This window comes from Burkholderia sp. MSHR3999 (assembly GCF_000833595.1).
GTDB classification, from domain to species: domain Bacteria; phylum Pseudomonadota; class Gammaproteobacteria; order Burkholderiales; family Burkholderiaceae; genus Burkholderia; species Burkholderia ubonensis.
On the sequence record NZ_JRFO01000006.1, the window covers coordinates 1 to 23,347 of the forward strand.

General features: G+C 64.0%; 21 protein-coding genes, 2 tRNA genes and 2 rRNA genes. 8 read left to right on the top strand and 17 right to left on the bottom strand.

The annotated features are described in order from the left end of the window. The 4 genes from KY49_RS17285 to KY49_RS17300 all read right to left on the bottom strand — a co-directional run. A 23S ribosomal RNA gene (locus KY49_RS17285) occupies positions 1-571 on the bottom strand; the annotation flags it as partial. A 278-nt stretch (positions 572-849) separates the two neighbouring features. Then, positions 850-925 (bottom strand) — tRNA-Ala (locus KY49_RS17290). Positions 926-961: 36 nt separating this feature from the next. Then, positions 962-1,038, bottom strand: a tRNA-Ile gene (locus tag KY49_RS17295). Between the two features lie 63 nt (positions 1,039-1,101). After that, positions 1,102-2,632: ribosomal RNA gene (locus tag KY49_RS17300) — 16S ribosomal RNA — on the bottom strand. Between the two features lie 517 nt (positions 2,633-3,149). On the opposite strand from KY49_RS17300, the gene KY49_RS17305 reads away from it, so the two are divergent. The 4 genes from KY49_RS17305 (at position 3,150) to KY49_RS17320 (ending at position 6,971) form a co-directional block, all read left to right on the top strand. After that, complete coding sequence (locus tag KY49_RS17305) at positions 3,150-4,367, top strand: DUF2863 family protein (RefSeq protein WP_042585897.1); 1,218 nt, start codon at positions 3,150-3,152, stop codon at positions 4,365-4,367. Positions 4,368-4,571: 204 nt separating this feature from the next. Further along, complete coding sequence (locus KY49_RS17310; RefSeq protein ID WP_042585898.1) at positions 4,572-5,417, top strand: response regulator transcription factor; 846 nt, start codon at positions 4,572-4,574, stop codon at positions 5,415-5,417. Positions 5,418-5,495: 78 nt separating this feature from the next. Beyond that, a complete protein-coding gene (locus tag KY49_RS17315) occupies positions 5,496-6,170 on the top strand; it encodes an energy-coupling factor ABC transporter permease (RefSeq protein WP_042585899.1) in 675 nt (224 codons plus the stop codon). Between the two features lie 144 nt (positions 6,171-6,314). Then, positions 6,315-6,971, top strand: coding sequence for a BspC domain-containing protein (locus KY49_RS17320; RefSeq protein WP_071733100.1), 657 nt, complete (start codon positions 6,315-6,317; stop codon positions 6,969-6,971). Positions 6,972-7,055: 84 nt separating this feature from the next. On the opposite strand, the gene KY49_RS17325 is transcribed toward KY49_RS17320, so the two are convergent. Both KY49_RS17325 and yaaA read right to left on the bottom strand, forming a co-directional pair. Further along, positions 7,056-8,210, bottom strand: coding sequence for a M14 family metallopeptidase (locus KY49_RS17325; RefSeq protein ID WP_042585901.1), 1,155 nt, complete (start codon positions 8,208-8,210; stop codon positions 7,056-7,058). Between the two features lie 55 nt (positions 8,211-8,265). Then, a complete protein-coding gene (yaaA, locus tag KY49_RS17330) occupies positions 8,266-9,048 on the bottom strand; it encodes a peroxide stress protein YaaA (protein WP_042585902.1) in 783 nt (260 codons plus the stop codon). 57 nt (positions 9,049-9,105) lie between these two features. On the opposite strand from yaaA, the gene KY49_RS17335 reads away from it, so the two are divergent. Further along, complete coding sequence (locus tag KY49_RS17335) at positions 9,106-9,603, top strand: putative toxin-antitoxin system toxin component, PIN family (protein WP_029226397.1); 498 nt, start codon at positions 9,106-9,108, stop codon at positions 9,601-9,603. 33 nt (positions 9,604-9,636) lie between these two features. Then, positions 9,637-10,809 carry a pyridoxal phosphate-dependent aminotransferase gene (locus KY49_RS17340; protein WP_042585903.1) on the top strand — a complete coding sequence of 391 codons (1,173 nt, stop codon included), beginning with the start codon at positions 9,637-9,639 and terminating at the stop codon, positions 10,807-10,809. 58 nt (positions 10,810-10,867) lie between these two features. Here KY49_RS17340 and KY49_RS17345 read toward each other — a convergent pair whose 3' ends face one another. Continuing rightward, complete coding sequence (locus KY49_RS17345) at positions 10,868-11,524, bottom strand: glutathione S-transferase family protein (RefSeq protein WP_042585904.1); 657 nt, start codon at positions 11,522-11,524, stop codon at positions 10,868-10,870. Positions 11,525-11,725: 201 nt separating this feature from the next. On the opposite strand from KY49_RS17345, the gene KY49_RS17350 reads away from it, so the two are divergent. Beyond that, entirely contained in the window at positions 11,726-12,517 is a 792-nt protein-coding gene (locus tag KY49_RS17350) for an oxepin-CoA hydrolase, alternative type (protein ID WP_042585905.1), read from the top strand. 138 nt (positions 12,518-12,655) lie between these two features. Next, positions 12,656-13,348 (top strand): glutathione binding-like protein, encoded by a 693-nt coding sequence (locus KY49_RS17355; protein ID WP_042586835.1) that lies wholly within the window; start codon positions 12,656-12,658, stop codon positions 13,346-13,348. A gap of 66 nt (positions 13,349-13,414) precedes the next feature. Here the strand turns inward: KY49_RS17355 and KY49_RS17360 are convergent, their stop codons facing one another. From KY49_RS17360 to nuoL, 10 genes are all read right to left on the bottom strand, one after another. Continuing rightward, entirely contained in the window at positions 13,415-13,891 is a 477-nt protein-coding gene (locus KY49_RS17360) for a MaoC family dehydratase (protein ID WP_042585906.1), read from the bottom strand. Beyond that, positions 13,888-14,349: a MaoC family dehydratase gene (locus KY49_RS17365; RefSeq protein WP_010091210.1), complete on the bottom strand. Its 462-nt coding sequence runs from the start codon at positions 14,347-14,349 to the stop codon at positions 13,888-13,890. The genes KY49_RS17360 and KY49_RS17365 overlap by 4 nt, the downstream gene beginning before the upstream one ends. Before the next feature lie 44 nt (positions 14,350-14,393). Next, positions 14,394-15,527: an acyl-CoA dehydrogenase family protein gene (locus KY49_RS17370; protein ID WP_042585907.1), complete on the bottom strand. Its 1,134-nt coding sequence runs from the start codon at positions 15,525-15,527 to the stop codon at positions 14,394-14,396. A 10-nt stretch (positions 15,528-15,537) separates the two neighbouring features. Beyond that, positions 15,538-16,734, bottom strand: a complete 1,197-nt coding sequence (locus KY49_RS17375) for an acyl-CoA dehydrogenase family protein (RefSeq protein WP_042585908.1) — start codon at positions 16,732-16,734, stop codon at positions 15,538-15,540. Between the two features lie 54 nt (positions 16,735-16,788). Continuing rightward, a complete protein-coding gene (locus KY49_RS17380) occupies positions 16,789-17,211 on the bottom strand; it encodes a DUF1178 family protein (protein ID WP_042585909.1) in 423 nt (140 codons plus the stop codon). Between the two features lie 136 nt (positions 17,212-17,347). Beyond that, positions 17,348-17,938, bottom strand: coding sequence for an NUDIX domain-containing protein (locus KY49_RS17385; RefSeq protein WP_042585910.1), 591 nt, complete (start codon positions 17,936-17,938; stop codon positions 17,348-17,350). Between the two features lie 51 nt (positions 17,939-17,989). Continuing rightward, positions 17,990-18,286 (bottom strand): DUF2818 family protein, encoded by a 297-nt coding sequence (locus KY49_RS17390; protein WP_010091205.1) that lies wholly within the window; start codon positions 18,284-18,286, stop codon positions 17,990-17,992. Further along, positions 18,286-19,740: an NADH-quinone oxidoreductase subunit NuoN gene (gene nuoN / locus KY49_RS17395; RefSeq protein WP_042585911.1), complete on the bottom strand. Its 1,455-nt coding sequence runs from the start codon at positions 19,738-19,740 to the stop codon at positions 18,286-18,288. Before nuoN ends, KY49_RS17390 begins: the two co-directional genes overlap by 1 nt. A 39-nt stretch (positions 19,741-19,779) precedes the next feature. After that, the gene (locus KY49_RS17400) at positions 19,780-21,270 is read right to left on the bottom strand and encodes an NADH-quinone oxidoreductase subunit M (protein WP_042585912.1); all 1,491 of its coding nucleotides are present in this window, start codon (positions 21,268-21,270) and stop codon (positions 19,780-19,782) included. A gap of 15 nt (positions 21,271-21,285) precedes the next feature. After that, a complete protein-coding gene (gene nuoL / locus KY49_RS17405; protein ID WP_010091201.1) occupies positions 21,286-23,340 on the bottom strand; it encodes an NADH-quinone oxidoreductase subunit L in 2,055 nt (684 codons plus the stop codon). Positions 23,341-23,347: the final 7 nt, after the last annotated feature.

A 23,347-nucleotide genomic window follows, 5' to 3' on the forward strand; every position in this document is an offset into this window, starting at 1 on the left:
TTATACAAAAGGTACGCCGTCACCCCTTACGAGGCTCCGACTGTTTGTATGCATGCGGTTTCAGGATCTATTTCACTCCCCTCCCGGGGTTCTTTTCGCCTTTCCCTCACGGTACTGGTTCACTATCGGTCGATCACGAGTATTTAGCCTTGGAGGATGGTCCCCCATCTTCAGACAGGATTTCACGTGTCCCGCCCTACTTGTCGCACACCTAGTTCTTTCATACTGTTTTCGCCTACAGGGCTATCACCTGCTATGGCCGCACTTTCCAGAGCGTTCGGCTAACAATACAAATAAAGAGTGCAAGGCTCATCCCATTTCGCTCGCCACTACTTTGGGAATCTCGGTTGATTTCTTTTCCTGCGGTTACTTAGATGTTTCAGTTCACCGCGTTCGCTTCACATGGCCTATGTATTCAGCCATGGATACTCCATAAGGAGTGGGTTTCCCCATTCGGACATCTACGGATCAAAGCTCGTTTGCCAGCTCCCCGTAGCTTTTCGCAGGCTACCGCGTCCTTCATCGCCTGTGATCGCCAAGGCATCCACCACATGCACTTGTTCGCTTGACCCTATAACGAGTCTGTCTCGTTACAGGTTGAGTTCTCGCGTTGTGCCGTATTCCAATTGAGCCGAACATGAAGTTCGAATCATCTTGAGATACATCGATACAATCACAACCCGGATAGTTTCCACGTCCATCTCAAAGACGCTTCCGCTATCCAAATTACTTGCTTCTTCCAGATTGTTAAAGAACGACAGCCGATATGGTGTTACTCATATCACTCTGACTGGCTCAATCGCCAATGGCAAAAGTTCGATCAAGTCGAACGCTTGTCATTGAAGATTGTGGTGGAGGCAGACGGGATCGAACCGACGACCCCCTGCTTGCAAAGCAGGTGCTCTCCCAGCTGAGCTATGCCCCCATACAGAGACTTCCCAGGGTACTTCCGCCAGACAATTGGTGGGTCTGGTTGGATTCGAACCAACGACCCCCGCCTTATCAAGACGGTGCTCTAACCGACTGAGCTACAGACCCCTGAGTCTGTCCTGATTTACAGCCGATAAGCGTGAGCGCTCAACTTGTGCGAGATAGCTCTGGAAAGGAGGTGATCCAGCCGCACCTTCCGATACGGCTACCTTGTTACGACTTCACCCCAGTCATGAATCCTACCGTGGTGACCGTCCTCCTTGCGGTTAGACTAGCCACTTCTGGTAAAACCCACTCCCATGGTGTGACGGGCGGTGTGTACAAGACCCGGGAACGTATTCACCGCGGCATGCTGATCCGCGATTACTAGCGATTCCAGCTTCATGCACTCGAGTTGCAGAGTGCAATCCGGACTACGATCGGTTTTCTGGGATTGGCTCCCCCTCGCGGGTTGGCGACCCTCTGTTCCGACCATTGTATGACGTGTGAAGCCCTACCCATAAGGGCCATGAGGACTTGACGTCATCCCCACCTTCCTCCGGTTTGTCACCGGCAGTCTCCTTAGAGTGCTCTTGCGTAGCAACTAAGGACAAGGGTTGCGCTCGTTGCGGGACTTAACCCAACATCTCACGACACGAGCTGACGACAGCCATGCAGCACCTGTGCGCCGGTTCTCTTTCGAGCACTCCCGAATCTCTTCAGGATTCCGACCATGTCAAGGGTAGGTAAGGTTTTTCGCGTTGCATCGAATTAATCCACATCATCCACCGCTTGTGCGGGTCCCCGTCAATTCCTTTGAGTTTTAATCTTGCGACCGTACTCCCCAGGCGGTCAACTTCACGCGTTAGCTACGTTACTAAGGAAATGAATCCCCAACAACTAGTTGACATCGTTTAGGGCGTGGACTACCAGGGTATCTAATCCTGTTTGCTCCCCACGCTTTCGTGCATGAGCGTCAGTATTGGCCCAGGGGGCTGCCTTCGCCATCGGTATTCCTCCACATCTCTACGCATTTCACTGCTACACGTGGAATTCTACCCCCCTCTGCCATACTCTAGCCCGCCAGTCACCAATGCAGTTCCCAGGTTGAGCCCGGGGATTTCACATCGGTCTTAGCGAACCGCCTGCGCACGCTTTACGCCCAGTAATTCCGATTAACGCTCGCACCCTACGTATTACCGCGGCTGCTGGCACGTAGTTAGCCGGTGCTTATTCTTCCGGTACCGTCATCCCCCGATCGTATTAGGACCAGGGATTTCTTTCCGGACAAAAGTGCTTTACAACCCGAAGGCCTTCTTCACACACGCGGCATTGCTGGATCAGGCTTGCGCCCATTGTCCAAAATTCCCCACTGCTGCCTCCCGTAGGAGTCTGGGCCGTGTCTCAGTCCCAGTGTGGCTGGTCGTCCTCTCAGACCAGCTACTGATCGTCGCCTTGGTAGGCCTTTACCCCACCAACTAGCTAATCAGCCATCGGCCAACCCTATAGCGCGAGGCCCGAAGGTCCCCCGCTTTCATCCGTGGATCGTATGCGGTATTAATCCGGCTTTCGCCGGGCTATCCCCCACTACAGGACATGTTCCGATGTATTACTCACCCGTTCGCCACTCGCCACCAGGCCGAAGCCCGTGCTGCCGTTCGACTTGCATGTGTAAGGCATGCCGCCAGCGTTCAATCTGAGCCAGGATCAAACTCTTCAGTTCAAACCTGTTACTGTTTTCGGTTCCGTAGAACCGGTCGCTCACTCAAAGCTGACAGGAATATGAATTGCTTCATAAACCTGACTTACTTTAGTGTGAGACTCTTGATACTTTTGCTAATCCGATCTGACGATCGGCTCGCTGTCATCAAGCGCCCACACTTATCGGCTGTTAATTTTTAAAGAACGTTTCTGCGAGAAAACCGTCTTTCCCGGCAGCGCTGCGTTGTCAGCAGCAGAGAAGAGAGATTATGAACACTGTTTCGCAGTTCGTCAACAACTTTTTTACTAGCTCGTTGCGACTGCGGGGTTCATCTGCCTTCCCCCTTCCGCGCCGCGTTGCCGTCAGCGCGAAAGAGGCGTGATTCTAGGCGCCTCCCGCGTTCCGCACAAGGGGTTCGAAGCAGTTTTTTACATAGTCCCTGATTCGGGCACACTCGATGCCGCAGCGCGAGACCGCTTATTGTGCGCAGAACGGACTAGAATATGAGGTTCTTCGCCCCTTTCCATACGAATTTAATATGCGCCAGCGAATCGCCAAACGTCTTCCTCCCGATGCCGACAAACTGGTCGGCCTGTCGCTTGCGCTCTTCGCCTCCGGCAGCCGCATCGAGGATCGCTTCTGGGAAGCGAAGCTCGACGCGCTGCTCGCCAAGATCGTTCGCAATGGCAACCAGACCACGCTCGATGCGGCCCTCGACCATCTCCAGCAGAACCATCCGGATGCATACGGTGCGCTTGCCGACATGGCCGAGACGCACAGCGAGTCGATGGTGATCGAACACGACGGCCAGCCGCACGATGCGCTGCTGATCGCGGTGCCCGTGCTGGCGTGGACGCGCTACGTGATCCCGTCGGGCCCGCTGAAGACGGACACCGCCGAAGCCCTGCGCACGCATCTGCAGGCGCACGTCCTCGCCAACGGCACGCTCGTCGGGCTTGCCCCGTTCCTCTACAGCATCGACCAGTTGCCGCGGCATCACGTCGAAACCTACCGCCTCGCCCAGCAACTCGCGCATGCCGCGCTCGGCCAGCACGCCGCCAAGCTCAACTTCGGCGACCTGCCCGAGACTTCGCCGATCCTGGCCGATCCGCGTTTCCTGCTTGCCGTCGTGGCCGCCCCAGCGGGCGCCCCGCTGTTCCGCTGGCAAGAGGAAGAGCACGGCTCCCGGATCGAACGCGGCCAGTGCCTCGAGCAATGGACTGCACAAGGCGGCCCGAACCTCGCAATCGCCCTGCCCGGATGCGAATTCGAATGCCTGCTTCCGGACGCGTACTATTCGGCCTGCCGCGATGCCGACGAAAGAATTCGTCCGCACACGGTCCGAACGGCGATTCGTTATCTTTTTGACACACTTGGTGCAGCGCCGCAGGAGTTGCGCGCGGTGGTCGCCGGCTTCGGCGAACGTCGTGTCGACGAATATCGAATCGGCTTCACGCGCCGCGGCAACAACGACGTGATCTACGGCGTCGTCTGGCCGCTCTACGGCCGTGAGAATGGGGACGTGGCGACCGATAACGGCGCGCTCGAAGGCGACATGCCGATCGACGGGCCGCTCGAGGAAATCGTCAGCCTGCTGAAGGAATGCGGCGTGACGGACGTTCGCCGGCACGCGGGCCGCTTCGAACCGGAATACTGCGACGACTGCGGCGTACCGCTGTACTCGGACCCGCTCGGGGAGATCGTTCACGCCGAGATGCCGGAAGACGCGTCGCCCGCGCAGCCGCACTTCCACTGAACCCGCCGCGTCTCCCGAACGGCCGGCTCGTCGAAAGCCGCTCCTGGTTGCCACCGGAGCGGCTTTTTTCTTGTCCTAAAAAAATTTCTGACTTTTCCTAAGCCATTCGGCCAAGCAGACATCATGTAAGGTGTTTGTCATGATCGAGCTCGAGACATGACACCAGCAGCTCGGTGCGACTTACAACCTTACGGAGGTCAGACTATGCGGTTCCTGGTTCTCAATTCAGACGCGGAGCGACGTGACGGACTGAAAGCCCTGTTGCGGCAGATCGACCGTCACGCCGCATACAACGACGCGCCTGACGGTTTCCAGGCGCGCCGGTTGTTGCGCAACGAGCGTTTCGACCTGGTCGCCATCGACTGGCAGGACGTCGGTCGGCTCAGCGAGCTTCAGGCGCTCTGCAACGCCTGCTCGCCTTCGCCTGCCGCAGTCCTGATCGACGACGCCACGCCCGAAACCGTCCGCGGCCTCTTCGACTGCGGCGTCACCGGCGTGATTCCTCGCTCGACACGGCCGCACCTGATCGTCCGCGCATTCGAAATGGTGCTGCTCGGCGGCCACTACATCCCGCCGATCGCTCTCAACCTCCTGCCTTCGCTGCTCGTGACCCGTCACGAAGCGCACGTCCAGGAGCTCGCCGGGTCGATTCCCCGCCGTTCGGCCACCCGCGTGCTGTCGCCGCGGCAAGCGCAGATCATGCGTTTCGTCCACATGGGCAATACCAACAAGATGATCGCGCGCACGCTCGGCATCAGCGAAGGCACCGTGAAAATCCACCTCGCGAGCATTTTCCAGCAACTTGGCGCGACCAATCGGGCCGCCGCGGTTGCGATCTACAACGGCTGGCTGTCTCCGCACCTCGAAGTCCTGTTGTCGAGCCGCGACGGCACGCGCCGGCCGGTGCTGGGCGAACGCGGGCCGGTGTCGCTGCGCGCCGTGCGCGACAAGCACGACAAACACAAGTACCCGTCGCCGGCTGCGAACGACGGCATGCAGAAGACGCTCCACGCCGCCGAACCGCCCGCCCGGTTCCGCCGCGATCGCTAGGGTTGACCGTATCGCGATCGCGACGGTCGACGTGCGAGCGGATTCCCATGTTTGATGTTCAACGAGTAATATGGACGCATGGGTTTTCTCTTCACACCGCTTCCGCTATGGGTTGGCGTCGGTGGCTGGATCGCCGCCGCGGCCCTGCTCGCGCTGGCGATCTGGAAGCGCCCGTTCGTCCGCCTCCAGGATGCGACGCTCCAGCACGTATGGCTCGCGCTCATCACGGCGATCACGGTGCTCTGGGCGTCGAACGCCTGGCTCGAAGACGGACTCGTCATGCACCTGCTCGGCGCGACCCTGCTCGTCACATTATTCGACTGGACGCTCGCGCTGATCGCGATGGGGGTCGTGACGGTAGTCGCCGCGATCATCTTCGACGCGCCGTGGCACGGAATCGGCCTGACCTACCTGATCTACGGCGCATGGCCCGTCGCGGTATCGTCGTTGCTGCAGCGCGCGGCGCTCGCGTGGCTGCCGCACAATCTGTCGTCGTTCATTACGGGCCAGGGGTTTCTGTCGCCCGCTATCGCGATCGTCGCGGTCGCCGCTGCAGCGGCCGGGGTGCAGCTCGCGCTCGCGGACGGCACCGCCATCGTCATTCCGTCCGGCTATCTGTGGAACACGGCCTTGCTCGCGCTCGGCGAAGCATGGTTCACCGGCATGGCGACAGCCCTCATCGCCGTCTATCGCCCTGCCTGGGTCACGACTTTCGACGTCCGGCGCTATCGTCTCGGTGGCCCCCGCGCGTAAGCGTGCGCCAGCGGCAACAATCTTGCGGGTTCTTGCGTCATCGCGCTGCTTCCCCGACGCGGGAGAGCACCACGTCTACTGTCGCGCGACTTTTTTGCGCTAAGATTGAACTCCGGTTCTTCATCGGGCATCTATACGTGCCCGATGTCTTATTTGCTCCTCACCAATAACCAGATGGACAGCTCACCCGCCCCGCTCCGAATTCTCAGAGCGTTCGGCAAGCTGGCAGCCTGTGTCGCGGGTCTGTCGCTTGCACTTCCGGCGCCGGTCTTTGCCGACCTCCTCGACCAGCGCTCCGAACTGATCAACAAGTTCGTCAACGAGATGCATGCCGATCCGCTCGTCGCGGACTGCGCGGCCCACGGCAGCTTCATCGCCAGCACGTCGTCGGCCTTCGATCGCGTCGAATTCCCGCCCAGTGCGTTCGGCAGCGGCAACGCGACGATCACGCCGTGGAACGACGCGTTCGACCAAGGCAAGCAGCGCGTCAAGGTCGACAACATCGTCACCGTCGACGGGCTCGGCATTCACAACGACGGCAGCGACTCGACGCCGCTGAAATTCCGTTGCGGCTATGTCGGCCAGCAAATGCTCGCGTTCAGCTGGAACGATCCGGTTCCGCCGCTCAAGCCGCGTGCCGAACGGCCTGCGCCATCGAAGAAGAGCGTCAAGGGCAAGTCGGCGAAGGGCAAGACCAAGGCGAAAGCGTCCGGCCGCACCGCCAAGAAGGCTTCGGCAACGAAGCGATCCACGCCCCAGAAGAAGGCCGTGAAGAAGAAGTCAACGGCGAAGAAGTCCTGACACGACGGGCGACAACGGCCAAGTGAAAAAAGCCGGGACATCCAGTGATGCCCCGGCTTTCTTATTGCCCCGCCGAAAACGCGCTTACGCGAACGTCTCGATGTGTCGCAGGATCGCGGCCAGCATCGCCGCGCCGAGCGCCGCGCTGCGTTCGCCGTTCCAGCCGACGCGCTCGTCGGGCAGGTTCGCGTTGTCCTTGAACGGCATCTCGAGCGTCAGCGACAGGCATCCGAACTGGTGCCCGATGTACTTCGACGCGAGCTTGAGCGCATCCTCCTTGTACTTGCTCGCCGCGTAGCCGTGCTCGTCCTGGAAGTCCGGGCTCGCAACCTTGAACGCGTCGATGAACGCCGTCTGCTCGATCCCTTGCTGCTCGGTGAAGCTCGGCAGCATTTCCGAGCCCGCGACGAACACGTACGGCAGATCCTCGTCGCCGTGGATGTCGAAGAACAAATCGCAGCCGGTCGCGTGAATCGCTTCGCGCACGACCAACACCTCCGGACTGCGCGCGGCATCCGGCTCCATCCATTCGCGATTCAGGTTCGCGCCGGCGGCGTTGGTCCGCAGGTTGCCGTGCGCGCTGCCGTCGGGATTCATGTTCGGCACGACGTAGAACGTCGCACGGTCGTAAAGCTTGCGCGCGACCGGATCGCCCGCCCAGTCGCCCCAACCGGCAAGACGCTTGACGAGCCCCTCGACGAACCATTCGGCCATCGTCTCGCCCGGATGCTGGCGCGCAATGATCCACACCTTCTTCTTCGGCGCGCCGTCCGTGTCCGGCGCGCCGAGCGTCAGCAGCGACATCGGCCGCCCTTCGACGGTCCGGCCGAGCTCGGTCACGCTTGCCTGCGGCAATTGCTGGACCGCGCCGAGAAACGCCGCATGACGCTCTTCCGAGTACGGCTCGAAGTACGCGTAATAGATGCTGTCGAACTCGGGCGTATGGTCGATCGTCATCGCCTTGCCGTCGAACGTCGTCGGCACGCGGAACCAGTCGACCCGGTCGTAGCTCGCGACCGCGCTGTAGTTGCGCCAGCCCGACGGATACGCGCATTCGGCCGCGTTCTCGAACGTCATCACGCAACGCTCGCCGCGCACGCCCGTCACGCGGCAGTAGAACCACTGCGCGAATTCCGCCTGATTGTCGCCGCGCACGCGCAGACGGATCGCGTCCGGCCGCTCGCACGACACGACGTCGATCGCGCCGGCGTCGAAATTACTGGTGATCGAAAGAGTCATCGTCTCTCCTGTCCCATGCAAGGCTGCGCCGGCGGTCTCGTGAACCGCCCGCAGGTCACTCGCCGACTCGCCGGCGATATACGTAAGTCGAATCGTTCGATGCGGCTTCGTCGAACGCATAGCCTTCTGCCGCGAAATCCCTCAGCGCCTGCGGTTCGGCGATCCGGTTCTCGACGACATAGCGGGCCATCAAGCCGCGCGCGCGCTTCGCGTGGAAGCTGATGATCTTGTAGCGGCCGCCCTTCCAGTCCTCGAACACCGGCGTGACGACCGGCGCAGCCAGCAGCTTCGGCTTGACCGACTTGAAATACTCGGTCGACGCGCAGTTGATCAGCACCCGCGACGCGCCGCTGCGGGTTTCCAGCTGCGCGTTCAACGCACGCGTGATCCGGTCGCCCCAGAACGCATAGAGATCCTTGCCGCGCCCGTTCGCGAAGCGCGTGCCCATCTCGAGCCGGTACGGCTGCAGCAGGTCGAGCGGGCGCAGCAGCCCGTACAGTCCCGACAGCACGCGCACGTGCTGCTGCGCGTAATCGAGGTCCGCCGCCGACAGCGACTTCGCGTCGAAGCCTTCGTACACGTCGCCGTTGAACGCGAGCACCGCCTGCTTCGCGTTCGCGGGCGAGAACGTCGGCGACCAGTCCGCGTAGCGCTGGAAGTTCAGGCGCGCGAGCGGATCGGAGATGTCCATCAGCGTCGCGATGTCCTGCGGCGACAGCTTGCGCAGCCCGTCGATCAGCTCCGACGCGTCGTCGACGAACGCAGGCTCGGTGTAGGTCGCGACATGGGCAGGGGTGTCGTAGTCGAGGGATTTCGCGGGAGAGAGAACGATTATCATAGAGGCTCGCTGGCACGCCGTGCCGTGCGGTCAGACGAAAACCACCGATTGTAACGAATGCCCAGTTCCCCCGCCCCGCGCGCCGCATGTCGCGTCGTGCTCGATTCGAACGTCTGGATCGACATCCTCGTCTTCGACGATCCCGCCACGCGCCCGATCCGGGCCGCACTGGAGCGCGGCGCGCTCGTCGCGCTGATCGACGGCCGCTGCCTGACCGAGCTCGAGCACGTGCTCGACTATCCGCAGTTCCAGGCGCGCGCGGTCGACAAGGCGGCCGCGCTCGCGACCGTCGCCCGCCTCGCGCAACGGGTCGAACCGCCGCCGGTCGCCGCCGACGCGCCGCCGCTGCCGAAATGCAAGGATCGCGACGATCAGAAGTTTCTCGAACTGGCGCGCGCCGCGCAAGCCGAGTGGCTCGTGTCGAAGGACCGGGCGCTGCTCAAGCTCGCGAAGCGCACCGCGCGCGACTTCGGCTTCCGGATCGCCCAGCCCGCGCCGTTCACCGACGCGTGCACGCTCGACGTCGCCATTGCCGACGCGGCCACGCCGGCCTGAGCCGCCGACGCCCATCACTTCCGACAGCCACCGATGAACGCTCCTTCCGACATGCCAACGACTCCCGTTTTCCCCTCGCGTCTGCCGAACGTCGGCACGACGATCTTCACGGTCATGAGCGCGCTTGCCGCCGAGAAAGGCGCCGTCAACCTCGGCCAGGGCTTCCCGGACTTCGATTGCGACCCGCGGATCGTCGACGCGGTCGCCGCCGCGATGCGCGACGGCCACAACCAGTATCCGCCGATGGCCGGCGTCGCGCCGCTGCGCGAAGCGATCGCCGACAAGATCGCTCAGGTGTACGGCCGCCGCTACGACCCGGCGACCGAGATCACGGTGACGGCGGGCGCGACGCAGGCGCTGCTCACCGCGATCCTGTGCGCGGTGCACCCGGGCGACGAGGTGATCGTCGTCGAGCCGACCTACGACAGCTACCTGCCGTCGATCGAACTCGCGGGCGGCAAGCCGGTATTCGTCACGCTGGAAGCGCCGGACTACGCGATCCCGTTCGACCGCCTCGCGGCCGCGATCACGCCGAAGACGCGGATGATCCTGATCAACACGCCGCACAACCCGACCGGCACCGTGTGGCGCGAAGCGGACATGCGCAAGCTCGAGGAGATCGTTCGCGGCACGAACCTGCTGATCCTGTCGGACGAGGTGTACGAGCACATGGTGTACGACGGCGCGCGCCATGAAAGCGTCGCGCGCTATCCGGAACTGGCCGCGCGCAGCTTCATCGTGTCCAGCTTCGGCAAGACCTATCACGTGACGGGCTGGAAGGTCGGCTACGTGGCCGCGCCCGCCGCGCTCAGCGCGGAATTCCGAAAGGTCCATCAGTTCAACGTGTTCACGGTGAATACGCCGATGCAGTTCGGGCTCGCCGACTACCTGCGCGACCCGGCGCCATACCTGACGCTCGCCGGCTTCTACCAGGACAAGCGCGACTTCTTCCGCGCCGGGCTCGAACGCACGCGCTTCAAGCTGCTGCCGTGCTCGGGCACGTATTTCCAGTGCGTCGACTATTCGGCAATCAGCGACCTGCCCGAAGCGGAATTCTCGAAGTGGCTCACGACGGAAATCGGCGTCGCGGCGATCCCGGTGTCGGCGTTCTATCACGCGCCGCATGAATCGGGCGTCGTGCGCTTCTGCTTCGCCAAGCAGGAGCGCACGCTCGCCACCGCGCTCGAACGGCTCGCGAAGCTGTAAGCAAGCCCGCGCCGCCCGAACCTGCGCGGCGCAGGGCAGCGTCAAGCGAACGCGACGCTCAAGGAAGCTTGCCGTTCGCCGCCGCGAGATACGCCTTGCGATCTTCGGCGACGCGTTGCGCGGCCGGGCGCTCACCGACCTTCTGCGCATGCGCCTTCCAGTCGATGCCCGCTTCGAGCAGGAAATCGCGGCCGTAGACCGTCTTCGTCGCCATGCCGATGACCGGCAGGTGGATCGACGCGGCGATGTCCGCGAGGCCGAACGAATCGCCGAGCACGTAGGGCGAGAAGCGCGTCATCGTCTTGAACGCGTCGATCGCGCGCGGCAGGCGCTTCTCGACGTGCGCCTTCATCCCGTCGCTGACCTTCCCGCCGAAAAACGCTTCCGTATAGACCTCGCGCGCGGTCCATTCGAGATACAGCTCGAGCGTCTCGACGAGCTCACGCACCTTCGCCGCCTCAAACGGGTCGGACGGGAAAATCGGCTTGTCCGGATAGCGCGCCGCCAGATATTCGATGATCACCTGCGATTCGAACAGCGCGCCCTGTTCGGTCTTCAGGAACGGAATCTTGCCGAGCGGCGTATCGGCGAGCACGGCCGGATCGCTGATCGGCAGGCCGCACCGCGCTTCCTCGAACGGAATGCCGTACTCGAGCAGGACGAACTTCACCTTGTTGTAGTAGTTGGACAACGGAATACCGCACAGCTGTAGCATCGGAGTCTCCTTCCCCGCGGGGATGTGGCCGGGCCGATGCCCGGCGTATCGGGATTCGTCGCGCTGAAAAGCACGTTCGTGCTAGTCTAAAGCAGTTCCAATTCTGTCACGACTGCGCCGCCTCCGCAGCCGCGACGTCGTCGTCTGTCCGTGCAGCGAATGCGGCATCACAGCCGCGCCATTCGATGGAGACACACTCGCATGAGTGCTGAACTGCTGGCGTCACGCCCGCCCGAAAGCGAATCGACGCTCGTCCTCACGCTATCCAATCCCGGTGCGCGCAACGCGCTGCATCCCGACATGTACGCGGCGGGCATCGAGGCGCTCGCCACCGCCGAGCGCGATCCCGCGATTCGCGCGGTCGTGCTCACCGGCGCCGACCGCTTCTTCTGCGCGGGCGGCAACCTGAACCGGCTGCTCGACAACCGCTCGAAGGACCCATCCCATCAGGCCGACAGCATCGACCTGCTCGGTGCGTGGGTCGCCGCGATCCGCGCGTCGACGAAGCCCGTCATCGCGGCGGTCGAAGGAGCCGCGGCCGGGGCCGGCTTCTCGCTCGCGCTCGCCTGCGACCTGATCGTCGCCGCGCACGATGCGAAGTTCGTGATGTCGTATGCGCGCGTCGGCCTGACGCCGGACGGCGGCGGCTCGTGGTTCCTCGCCCGCGCGCTGCCGCGCGCGCTCGCGGCCGAGATCCTGTTCGAAGGCAAACCGGTCGCGGCCGAGCGCCTGCATGCGCTCGGCGTCGTCAACCGTCTCGTTACGCCCGGCGCCGCGCTCGCCGACGCGCTGGCCTGGGCCGACGCGCTCTCGAACATCTCGCCGAACGCGCTGACGCGCATCAAGGCGCTGCTCGACGACGCGGCCGCGCAGCCGCTAGACGCGCATCTCGTCACCGAACGCGACCATTTCGTCGCGTCGCTGTATCACGCGGATGCGCTCGAAGGCATCACCGCGTTTCTCGACAAACGCCCGGCCCGCTACAAACGCTGATCACGAAATTTGCGCTCGCACGCTGCGTCGAACGGCGCGCGGCGGCCGCCGGCAGCCTGCGTCGATCCGTGCTCTAATGACCGCCTGTCGCGGCGCCCCGGCGGCGCCGCTATCGCGGACGCATTGAAGGAGTTGACGATGATCGACGTCTACAGCTGGGCGACCCCGAACGGCCACAAGGTGCACATCCTGCTCGAGGAAACCGGCCTCGAATATCGCGTGCACCCGATCGATATCGGCGCGGGCGACCAGTTCCAGCCGGATTTCCTGAAGATCAGCCCGAACAACAAGATCCCGGCGATCGTCGATGCGGACGGCCCCGGCGGCAAGCCGATCGCGCTGTTCGAGTCGGGCGCGATCCTGATCTATCTCGCGGAAAAGACCGGCCGGTTCCTGCCGGCGGACCCTGCCGCGCGCTACGCGACGCTGCAATGGCTGATGTTCCAGATGGGCGGCATCGGCCCGATGCTCGGGCAGGCGCATCACTTCCGCCTCTACGCGCCGGAGAAGATCGACTACGCGGTCAACCGCTATACGAACGAAGCGCACCGCCTCTACAACGTGATGGACAAGCGGCTCGGCGAAACCGCGTATCTCGCCGGCGACGACTACACGATCGCCGACATCGCGACGTTCCCGTGGACGCGCTCGTGGCAGAACCAGGGGATCGAGCTCGACGAATTCCCGAACGTGAAGCGCTGGCATGAGGCGATCGCCGCGCGGCCGGCGGTGCAGCGCGGCGTCGAGGTGCTGGCGTCGCTGCGCAAGGCGCTGCAGGACGACAAGGCGCGCGAGGTGCTATTCGGCGCAACGCAGTACGCGAAGCACTGAACGTTACGGGCATCGCGCATGGGGCCGCACATCGCGCGACGCCCGATGCGCGAGCCCGCCGGCGCTTCAGAAATAGTGCCGCGTGACGAACTCGGCCGCACACGCGAGCCGCGGCGTCTCGGCACCTTCGACCTGCATCGACACGGCCCACGTCGCCTGGACGCCGCCCTTCTCCACGTCGGCGGTGTTCTTTACGGCAAACAGCGCGCGGATGCGCGCGCCGACCGGCACCGGCCTCACGAAGCGCACGCGGTTCAGTCCGTAGTTCACGCCCATCTTTTGCTCGAAACGCATCGCGTCGGTCATCAACACGGGGATCAGCGACAGCGTCAGGAAACCGTGCGCAACCGGACCGCCAAACGGCGATTCGCGTCGCGCACGCTCGGGATCGACGTGAATCCACTGATGATCGCCCGTCGCGTCGGCGAACCCGTCGACGCGGGGCTGGTCGACGACGATCCATCCGCTTGCGAGCGGCGCTTCGCCGACGCGCGCCGTCAGCGCCTGCGCCGACGCGATCAGCGGCAAGGCCGCCGCCGTCACGCGCTCGCTCCGGCCGGATCGCGCAACCCGAAGATCACCTTCGAACGCACGGTGATCACCGTCTCGCCGCCGCCGTTGACGCCGATCCACTCGGTCGTCACGATGCCGCGATCGGGCTTGCTCGCCGACACGCGCTTGTCGTGTATCTTCTGGTACATCGTGATCGTGTCGCCGACGCGCACCGGCTTCAGCCAGCGGATCTCGTCGATGCCGGGCGAACCCATGCTGGTCGAACCCGGCAGCACGTTGCGCACCAGCATGCCCATGAACACCGAGCAGGTATGCCAGCCGCTCGCGACGAGCCCGCCGAACGGCGAGGCTTCCGCCGCCGCCTCGTCCATGTGAAACGGCTGCGGGTCGTAGCGTCCGGCGAACGTCTTGATGTCGTCCGCCTCGAACGTGTAGCGCCCGACTTCGGTCGTGGCGCCGACCACCAGATCTTCGTAACTGATACCCACTCTAGTCTCTCCTTGGTTTGCGCGCGCACGCGCCGTATTTGCCGCTATGCCGCGTCGGCCTGCATGAAATCAGGCAGCGCCGCGATGCGGGCGAGATGGTGATCGGTGTCGCCGAGCGTCGTCTCGATGATCGACAGGCGCTTGAACAGATGCGCGGCCGCCACCTCGTTGGTCACGCCCATCCCGCCGTGCAACTGTACCGCCTGCTGGCCGACGAAGCGCGCGGCCTGCCCGACGCGCGCCTTCGCGGCCGACACGGCCTTGCGCCGCGCATCGGCATCGTCGCTCGCGTAGCGCACCGCGGCAAGATAGGTCAGCGAACGCGCCTGCTCCGCGTGGATCAGCATGTCGACCATCCGGTGCTGCAGCGCCTGGAAACGCGCGATCGGCACGCCGAACTGCTCGCGCGTCTTCGTGTATTCGACGGTTGCGCGGTTCAGTTCGTCGAGCGCGCCGATCGCCTCGGCGCACAGCAGCACGGTCGCGTAATCGGCGATCCGCTCGAGCGCCGCCGCATCGCGTTCGCCCCCCGCGAGCCGGCGCGCGGGCGTGTCGTTGAGCCGGATCGTCGCCGCGCGCTGGCCGTCGATCGTCCGGTAGTCGACGACGTCCGCGCCCGCCGCGCCGCGCTCGACGGCAAACAGGCCCACCGCGCCGTCGTCGAGCCGCGCGGGCACGATCCACACGTCCGCTTGCGCGCCGTGCTGCACGATCGACTTGATGCCGGTCAGGCGCTGCGCGCCGTCCGGTCCGCTCGCGCGCGTGTCGAGCGCGAACAGGTCGTAGCGCGCGTGCGGCTCGTGGAACGCGACCGCGAGACGCTTCCGCCCTTGTGCGACGCCTTCCAGCAACGCGGCGTCCTCGCCCGCGCCCGAGCCGGCGACACGCAACGCCTCGACGCCGACCGCCGTCGCCCAGTACGGCTCGACGACGAGCGCGCGGCCGAGCGCCTGCAGCGCGACCAGCATGTCGATCGCGCTCCCGCCGAAACCGCCCTGCGCGTCCGGCACCGGCAGCGCGGTCAGCCCCAGTTCCGTGAACGCCTGCCATTGCGCGTCCGACACGCCGGCTTCGCTGCGCACGATCGCCTGGCGCGTTTCGAAGCCGTATTGCTCGTCGAGATAACGACGCAGCGCGTCGGCGAATTGCTGCTGCTCGTCGGTAAAGGTGAAGTCCATATGCCGCTCCTCACAGTCCGAGAATCATCTGCGCGATGATGTTCTTCTGGATTTCGTTCGAGCCGCCGTAGATCGACGTCTTGCGGAAGTTGAAGTAGTACGCGGCGAGCGGCGCGGCATCGTCGTCGCCCGCCAGGCTGTGCGCGCGCTCGCCTTCGAGGAACGGCACGTCGAACGGCGCCGCCTGCGGGCCGATCGCATCGAACATCAGCTCGGTGAGCGCCTGCTGCACCTCGGTGCCCTTGATCTTCAGCATCGACGCTTCCGGGCCCGGCCCCTTGCCGCTCGTCTCGCGGCTGACGACGCGCAGCACCGTCACCTCGAGCGCCATCAGCTCGACTTCGAGCGACGCGACCTTCGCGGCGAACACCGGATCGGCGAGCAGCGGCTTGCCGTTCTTCCGCTGGTTCAGCGCGATCCGCTTCAGGAACGCGAGCTCCCGTTTCGAGTTGCCGACGCGCGCGATGCCCGTCCGCTCATGACCGAGCAGGTATTTCGCGTAGGTCCAGCCGCGGTTCTCGTCGCCGACGAGGTTCTCGACCGGCACCTTGACGTCCTCGAAGAACACCTCGTTGACTTCGTGATCCTCGTCGAGCGTGATGATCGGCCGCACGGTGATGCCGGGCGTCTTCATGTCGATCAGCAGGAACGAGATGCCTTCCTGCTTCTTTGCGGCCGGATCGGTGCGCACGAGGCAGAACATCATGTCGGCGTGCTGGCCGAGCGTCGTCCAGGTCTTCTGTCCGTTGACGACGTAATGGTCGCCGTGACGCTCCGCGCGCGTGCGCAGCGACGCGAGATCCGAGCCGGAGCCCGGCTCCGAATAGCCCTGGCACCACCAGTCCGAGCCGTCCAGGATGCGGGGCAGATAGCGGCGCTTCTGCGCGTCGCTGCCGTATTTCATCAGCACCGGGGCCACCATCGACACGCCGAACGGCAGCACGGTCGGCGCGCCGATCCGCGCGCATTCGTCGTCCCAGATATGCCGCTGCGTCGCGTTCCAGCCCGGCCCGCCGTATTCGGTCGGCCAGGCAGGCGCGGACCAGCCGCGCTGGCCGAGAATCCGGTGCCAGCTCGCGTAGTCTTCGCGGTTGAGCCGTTTGTGATCGAGAACCTTGGCGCGCAGCGCGTGAGGCAGGTTCGCCTCGAGCCAGGCGCGAATGTCGGCGCGGAACGCGTCGTCGGCGGGGGAATAATCCAGATCCATGCGAAAAGTCTCCTCGCCGCGGCCGACCGGCCCGGCGAGGACACGCCGCGCACGTTATTGCAGCGTTTCCTTCAGCGCGCCGGGAATCGGCAGCGGCATCACGTCGATGCCTTCTTCGACCAAGGCTTGCGCGTCCTCGGGCGTCGTAACGCCCCGAATGCTGCGCACCGGCGCTTCGTTGTAATGGATGCGCCGCGCTTCCTCGGCGAAGCGCTCGCCCACGTTCTCGGTCTTCTCCAGCACCTCGCGCAGTGCACGCATCACCTGCGCCTGCAACGCGCGCGGATCGGCCGGCTTCGCCTGCGTCTCGCCCGACAGGTTCAGGCGCGGCGCGGACGGCATGCGGCTGACCTCGGTCGCCCCGCACACCGGACATTCGACCAGCTTGCGAGACAACTGCGCTTCGAATTCATCGGCGGAAGCGAACCAGCCTTCGAACCGATGACCATGCGGGCACTGTAAATCGAGGACCTTCATGCTGAATCAGGGCGTTTGACGAGTGTAGCGCAAAAAGAATTTTTGTGAACGGTCGTGCTAAACCGACGCCCGCTGCTGCGGGCGCCCGATGTCATTGAATTGTAGCGCGGCGCCTGTCGCGCCGCTGACGCCGCCTTCAGGGCGTCAGCACCGGGCCGAGCGGCCACGTGCCGGACAGCGCCTTGTCGAGCCACATCGTGCCGATGATCGTCTTCACATCGGTGATCTGGCCGGTCCGCACCCATTCGAGCAGGTCGGGCAGCGTCGCGGTGAAGGTCTCGAGGAATTCGCCGTCGTCGAGCTTGCGCTCGCCGGCCGTCAGGCCGCGCGCGAGGTACAGGTCGATGAACTCGGTCGAATAGGAAATGATCGGATGGATGCGCGTCAGGAACACGTATTCGCGCGCGGTATAGCCGGTCTCCTCGCGCAGTTCGCGCACCGCGCACGCGAGCGCCCCTTCGTTCGGATCGAGCTTGCCGGCCGGAAACTCGGCCATCACCTTGCCGATCGGGTAGCGATACTGGCTTTCCATCAGCACGCGACCGTCGTCGAACAGCGGAATCACCATCACCGCGCCCGGATGCTGGACGTATTCGCGCGTCGCATGCTTGCCGTCGGGCAGGCGCACGGTGTCACGCTTGAGCTTGAGGAACGCGCCGTCGAAAATCGCCTCGCTTTCGAGGCAGGTTTCGGTCAAAGCGGCGTCGTGATTGGGCAATTCGGCCATCGGCGGCTCCGGGGTTGAGCGCGACGGCCGTGGGGAGCGGACCCTGGGCCGTCAGCGTCGTTTGACGAGATACTGGAACGTGAAGCCGGGAAACGCGAACACGACGAAGAGACTGAACGTGATCGCATAAAACTGCCAGCCTTGTTCGAAACGGTTGCCGGCGCGCGATTCGAGCCAGAAGCCGAGCGCGCCGACCACGAAGTACAGCACGATCAGCTCGCCGATCCGCACCCACGCGCTCTTCTTCGCCGCGCCGAGCGGCACGACGGCGAAGAGGCGTTGGTTCAGGAACGGCAGGTTGGCGCCCGCGAGCGCCAACAGCACGATAAACCAGCCGGCTGCCGACATTACAGCGGCAGCGTGTGACGAATCGCCTGCAGGCAGGCCGTCAGCAGCGGGCTCGGGATCAGGCCGAGCACGACGACCGCGACGCCGTTCAGCACCAGGATCGTGCGCTTGCAGAAATCGCCGGTGATCGGGGTCGAGTCCTGCGGCGCATCGAAGTAGATCAGCTTGACGATGCGCAGGTAGTAGAACGCGCCGAACAGCGACGTGATCACGGCCAGCACGGCGAGCCACGTGAGGCCGGCGTTGACCGTCGCCTCGAGCACCGCGAGCTTCGCGTAGAAGCCGACGGTCGGCGGGATGCCGGCGAGCGAGAACATCATCACCATCATCACGAACGCGAACACCGGGCTGCGCTTGTTGAGGCCCTTGAAGTCGTCGATCGTTTCCGCCTCGAAATCGCGGCGCGCGAGCAGCATCACCACGCCGAACGAGCCGAGCGTCGTGATCAGGTAGACGATCGCGTAGAACATCGCCGAGCTGTACGCGCTCGCCGGCGCCGTCGCGTCGCCCTTCACGATGCCCGCGAGCAGGCCGAGCAGCACGAAGCCCATGTTCGAGATCGCCGAGTACGCGAGCATCCGCTTGATGTTGCGCTGGACTATGCCGGTGATGTTGCCGATGATCAGCGACAGCGCGGCCAGGATCACGAGCGCCATCTGCCAGTTCTGCGCGAGCGGCAGCAGGCCCATCACCAGGAAGCGCAGGCCCCACGCGAACGCGGCAACCTTCGGGCCGCCGCCGACGAACAGCGTCATCGCGGTCGGTGCGCCCTGGTAGACGTCCGGCACCCACATGTGGAACGGCACGGCGCCGAGCTTGAACGCGATGCCGGCGACGATGAAGATCACGCCGAACATCAGCACGGCAGCGTCGGTGTTGCCGCCGACCGCCTTGTACACCTCGGCCAGGTCGAGCGAGCCGGTCGCGCCGTAGAGCATCGAGATGCCGTACAGCACGAAGCCCGACGCGAGCGCGCCCAGCACGTAGTACTTCATCGCGGCTTCGCTCGACTGCGCTGCGTCGCGACGCAGCGCGATGACCGCGTACAGCGACAGCGACATCAGCTCGAGGCCGAGGTACAGCGTCAGGAAGTTGTTGCCCGACACCATGACCAGCTGGCCGAGCAGCGAGAACATGCCGAGCAGGAACACGTCGCCGCGGAACATGTCGCGGTCTTCGAGGTACTTGCGTGAATAGACGAGCGCGACCGCGAAGCCGATCGACACGACCGCCTTCATCATGCTCGCGAACGAGTCGACGACGACCATCCGCGAGAAGAAGTAGTACTGCTGCGGGTCGAGCGCCTGCACCGCGAACCACACGCCGGCGACCACCGACGACACCACCGCGATCAGATAGGTCAGGCGGCGGCCGGCCGCGCCGGTAAAGGTGTCGTTCAGCCAGGCGACGACGATGGCGGCCATCACCAGCGCGTCAGGCAACAGGACATTCATAGGAGCGTTTTGCATGATCTTGATTTCCTCCGCTCGCGATTACTGGGCCAGCGGCAGCTTCGACTGCGCGACGTGGGAGAGGAGGTTTTCCACGGAAACGTGCATCACGTCGGTGAAGGGCTTCGGATACAGGCCCATCAGCATCGTGAACGCGGCAAGCACGGCCAGCATCACGAACTCGCGGCGGTTGATGTCCGTCAGCTTCGCAACGTGGTCGTTCGCGACCGCGCCGAAATACACGCGCTTGTACATCCACAGCGTGTAGGCTGCGCCGAGGATCAGCGTGAACGCCGCGCCGAACGCGATCCAGAAGTTGTACTGGACCGCGGCGAGAATCACCATGAACTCGCCGACGAAACCCGACGTGCCCGGCAGGCCGCAGTTGGCCATCGAGAACAGCATCGCGAACGCCGCGAACTTCGGCATCACGTTCACCACGCCGCCGTAGTCGGCGATCTGGCGCGAGTGCAGGCGGTCGTACAGCACGCCGATGCACAGGAACATCGCGCCCGACACGAAGCCGTGCGAGATCATCTGCACGATCGCGCCTTCGACGCCGAGCTGGTTGAAGATGAAGAAGCCGAGCGTGACGAAGCCCATGTGCGCGATCGACGAATACGCGACCAGCTTCTTCATGTCGGCCTGCACCATCGCGACGAGGCCGATGTAGATCACCGCGATCAGCGACAGCGTGATCACGACGGGCGCCAGGAAGTGGCTCGCGTCGGGCGTGATCGGCAGCGAGAAGCGCAGGAAACCGTACGCGCCGAGCTTCAGCATGATCGCCGCCAGCACGACCGAGCCGCCCGTCGGCGCTTCCACGTGCGCGTCCGGCAGCCAGGTGTGCACCGGCCACATCGGCACCTTCACCGCGAACGCGAGGAAGAATGCGATGAACAGCATGATCTGCGGCGTCATCGCGATCTTCGCGTTCTGCCACGTCGTCAGGTCGAACGAGTGCGTTTCCGTGTACAGGTAGATCAGCGCGACCAGCATCAGCAGCGAGCCGGCGAGCGTGTACAGGAAGAACTTGAACGCCGCGTACACGCGGTTCGGGCCGCCCCACACCCCGATGATGATGTACATCGGGATCAGCGTCGCCTCGAAGAACACGTAGAACAGCAGGCCGTCGGCCGCCGAGAACACGCCGACCATGATCCCCGACAGGATCAGGAATGCCGCCAGGTACTGCGACACGTGCTCGGTGATCACTTCCCAGCCCGCGATCACGACGATCACGGTGATCAGCGCGGTCAGCACGACGAACCACATCGAGATGCCGTCGACGCCGAGGTGATACGTAATGTTGAAGCGCTCGATCCAGGTCGATTGCTCGACGAACTGCAGCGCGGCCGTGCTCGAATCGAAATCGGTGATCAGCGGCACCGTCACCGCGAGGCCGAGCAGCGAGCCGATCAGCGCGACCCAGCGGGCCGGCCCCGGATTTTTGTCGTTACCCACCGCGAGCACGAGGAGGCCGAATACGATCGGCAACCAGATCGCGGTACTGAGAATCGGAAAAGAGTGCATTAGTCGTCCCCCGCCTTATTTGCCGCCGAGCGTTACAAACAGGGTCAGGAGCCCCAGCATGCCGATGATCATGGCGAACGCGTAGTGATAGATGTAACCGGATTGGAGGAAGCGGATCACGCCGGCGAACCACGCGACGAACCGGGCGCTGCCGTTGACGAGGCCGTCGATCACCACGACATCGCCCTCCTTCCACAGGCCGCGGCCGATCGCCACCGAACCGCGGGCGAACACCACCTCGTTGATCTTGTCCATGTAGTACTTGTTGTCGAGCAGCGTGTAGATCGGGCCGAACGCGCGGCGGATCACGGCAGGCAGCTCAGGACGCTTCAGGTACAGGAACCATGCGGTTGCAACGCCGGCGATCGCGAGCCAGAGCGGCAGCGTCGTCAGCGAGTGCAGGCCCATCGCGGCCCAGCCGTGGAACTCCTTGCCGAGTTCCTCGAGGCCCGGGTGGTTCTCGCCGATGAAGATCACCTTGTCGAACGCGACGCCATGCTCGAAGAAGCTGCCGTACAGCATCGGGCCGATCGCGATCGCACCGATGACGACCGACGGAATCGCGAGCAGCACGAGCGGCAGCCACACGACCCACGGGGTCTCGTGCGGTTCGTGCGCGTGATCGTCGTGACCATGGCCGTGGCCGTGATCGTCGTGGCCGTGCGCGGCCGCCATGCCCATCGGCGATTCAGGATGCTTCGGCTTGCGGAAGCGCTCTTCGCCGTGGAACACGAGGAAGTACATGCGGAACGAGTACAGCGCCGTGACGAACACGCTCGCGACGACCGCGAAGTACGCGAAGCCCGAGCCCGCGAGATGCGATTCCTTCACGGCCTCGATGATCGAATCCTTCGAGTAGAAGCCCGAGAAGAACGGCGTGCCGATCAGCGCGAGCGAGCCGAGCAGCGACGTGATCCACGTGATCGGCATGTACTTGCGCAGGCCGCCCATGTTGCGGATGTCCTGGTCGTGGTGCATGCCGATGATCACCGAGCCCGCGCCGAGGAACAGCAGCGCCTTGAAGAACGCGTGCGTCATCAGGTGGAACAGTGCGACCGGATACGCGGACACGCCGAGCGCGACCGTCATGTAGCCGAGCTGCGACAGCGTCGAGTAAGCGACGACGCGCTTGATGTCGTTCTGGATGATGCCGAGGAAGCCCATGAACAGCGCCGTGATCGCGCCGATCACCGTGACGAACGACAACGCGGTGTCCGACAGCTCGAACAGCGGCGACATGCGCGACACCATGAAGATGCCGGCCGTCACCATCGTCGCCGCGTGAATCAGCGCCGAGATCGGGGTCGGGCCTTCCATCGAGTCCGGCAGCCACACGTGCAGCGGGAACTGCGCGGATTTACCCATCGCGCCGATGAACAGGCAGATGCAGGCAACCGTCAGCAGGCCCCAGTCGGTGCCCGGGAAGTGCAGGCTCGCGAGCTCCGCGCGCTTCGCGAACACTTCGCCGTAGTTCATCGAGCCGGCGAACGCGAGCAGCAGGCCGATGCCGAGCAGGAAGCCGAAGTCGCCGACGCGGTTCACGAGGAACGCCTTCATGTTCGCGTAGATCGCGCTCTCACGCGTGAAGTAGAAGCCGATCAGCAGGTACGACACGAGACCCACCGCTTCCCAGCCGAAGAACAGCTGCAGGAAGTTGTTGCTCATGACGAGCATCAGCATCGAGAACGTGAACAGCGAGATATACGAGAAGAAGCGCTGGTAGCCGTCTTCCTCCGACATGTAGCCGATCGTGTAGATGTGCACCATCAGCGACACGAAGGTCACGACGACCATCATCATCGCGGTCATCGAATCGACGAGGAAGCCGACTTCGAGCTTCAGCGAGCCGACGCGCATCCATTCGTAGATGGTCGCGTTGAAGCTCGCGCCGCCCATCACGTCGACGAAGACTTTCGCGGACAGGAGGAACGCGATCAATACGCCGAGGATCGTGATCCGGTGTGCGCCCTTGCGCCCGACTGCGTTCCCGAACAGCCCCGCAATCAGCGAGCCGGCCAGCGGAGCGAGCGGAACCGCCAGCAGCAGGTTTTCATTGAGTGTCGTTGACATAACAGCG

Bases quoted from the DNA above. Each gene is read 5' to 3' on its own strand.
- KY49_RS17305 (WP_042585897.1), top strand. From the start codon at position 3,150: ATGCGCCAGCGAATCGCCAAACGTCTTCCTCCCGATGCCGACAAACTG.
- KY49_RS17310 (WP_042585898.1), top strand. From the start codon at position 4,572: ATGCGGTTCCTGGTTCTCAATTCAGACGCGGAGCGACGTGACGGACTG.
- KY49_RS17315 (WP_042585899.1), top strand. From the start codon at position 5,496: ATGGGTTTTCTCTTCACACCGCTTCCGCTATGGGTTGGCGTCGGTGGC.
- KY49_RS17320 (WP_071733100.1), top strand. From the start codon at position 6,315: ATGTCTTATTTGCTCCTCACCAATAACCAGATGGACAGCTCACCCGCC.
- KY49_RS17325 (WP_042585901.1), bottom strand. From the start codon at position 8,210: ATGACTCTTTCGATCACCAGTAATTTCGACGCCGGCGCGATCGACGTC.
- yaaA (WP_042585902.1), bottom strand. From the start codon at position 9,048: ATGATAATCGTTCTCTCTCCCGCGAAATCCCTCGACTACGACACCCCT.
- KY49_RS17335 (WP_029226397.1), top strand. From the start codon at position 9,106: ATGCCCAGTTCCCCCGCCCCGCGCGCCGCATGTCGCGTCGTGCTCGAT.
- KY49_RS17340 (WP_042585903.1), top strand. From the start codon at position 9,637: ATGAACGCTCCTTCCGACATGCCAACGACTCCCGTTTTCCCCTCGCGT.
- KY49_RS17345 (WP_042585904.1), bottom strand. From the start codon at position 11,524: ATGCTACAGCTGTGCGGTATTCCGTTGTCCAACTACTACAACAAGGTG.
- KY49_RS17350 (WP_042585905.1), top strand. From the start codon at position 11,726: ATGAGTGCTGAACTGCTGGCGTCACGCCCGCCCGAAAGCGAATCGACG.
- KY49_RS17355 (WP_042586835.1), top strand. From the start codon at position 12,656: ATGATCGACGTCTACAGCTGGGCGACCCCGAACGGCCACAAGGTGCAC.
- KY49_RS17370 (WP_042585907.1), bottom strand. From the start codon at position 15,527: ATGGACTTCACCTTTACCGACGAGCAGCAGCAATTCGCCGACGCGCTG.
- KY49_RS17375 (WP_042585908.1), bottom strand. From the start codon at position 16,734: ATGGATCTGGATTATTCCCCCGCCGACGACGCGTTCCGCGCCGACATT.
- KY49_RS17380 (WP_042585909.1), bottom strand. From the start codon at position 17,211: ATGAAGGTCCTCGATTTACAGTGCCCGCATGGTCATCGGTTCGAAGGC.
- KY49_RS17385 (WP_042585910.1), bottom strand. From the start codon at position 17,938: ATGGCCGAATTGCCCAATCACGACGCCGCTTTGACCGAAACCTGCCTC.
- KY49_RS17390 (WP_010091205.1), bottom strand. From the start codon at position 18,286: ATGTCGGCAGCCGGCTGGTTTATCGTGCTGTTGGCGCTCGCGGGCGCC.
- nuoN (WP_042585911.1), bottom strand. From the start codon at position 19,740: ATGAATGTCCTGTTGCCTGACGCGCTGGTGATGGCCGCCATCGTCGTC.
- KY49_RS17400 (WP_042585912.1), bottom strand. From the start codon at position 21,270: ATGCACTCTTTTCCGATTCTCAGTACCGCGATCTGGTTGCCGATCGTA.
- nuoL (WP_010091201.1), bottom strand. From the start codon at position 23,340: ATGTCAACGACACTCAATGAAAACCTGCTGCTGGCGGTTCCGCTCGCT.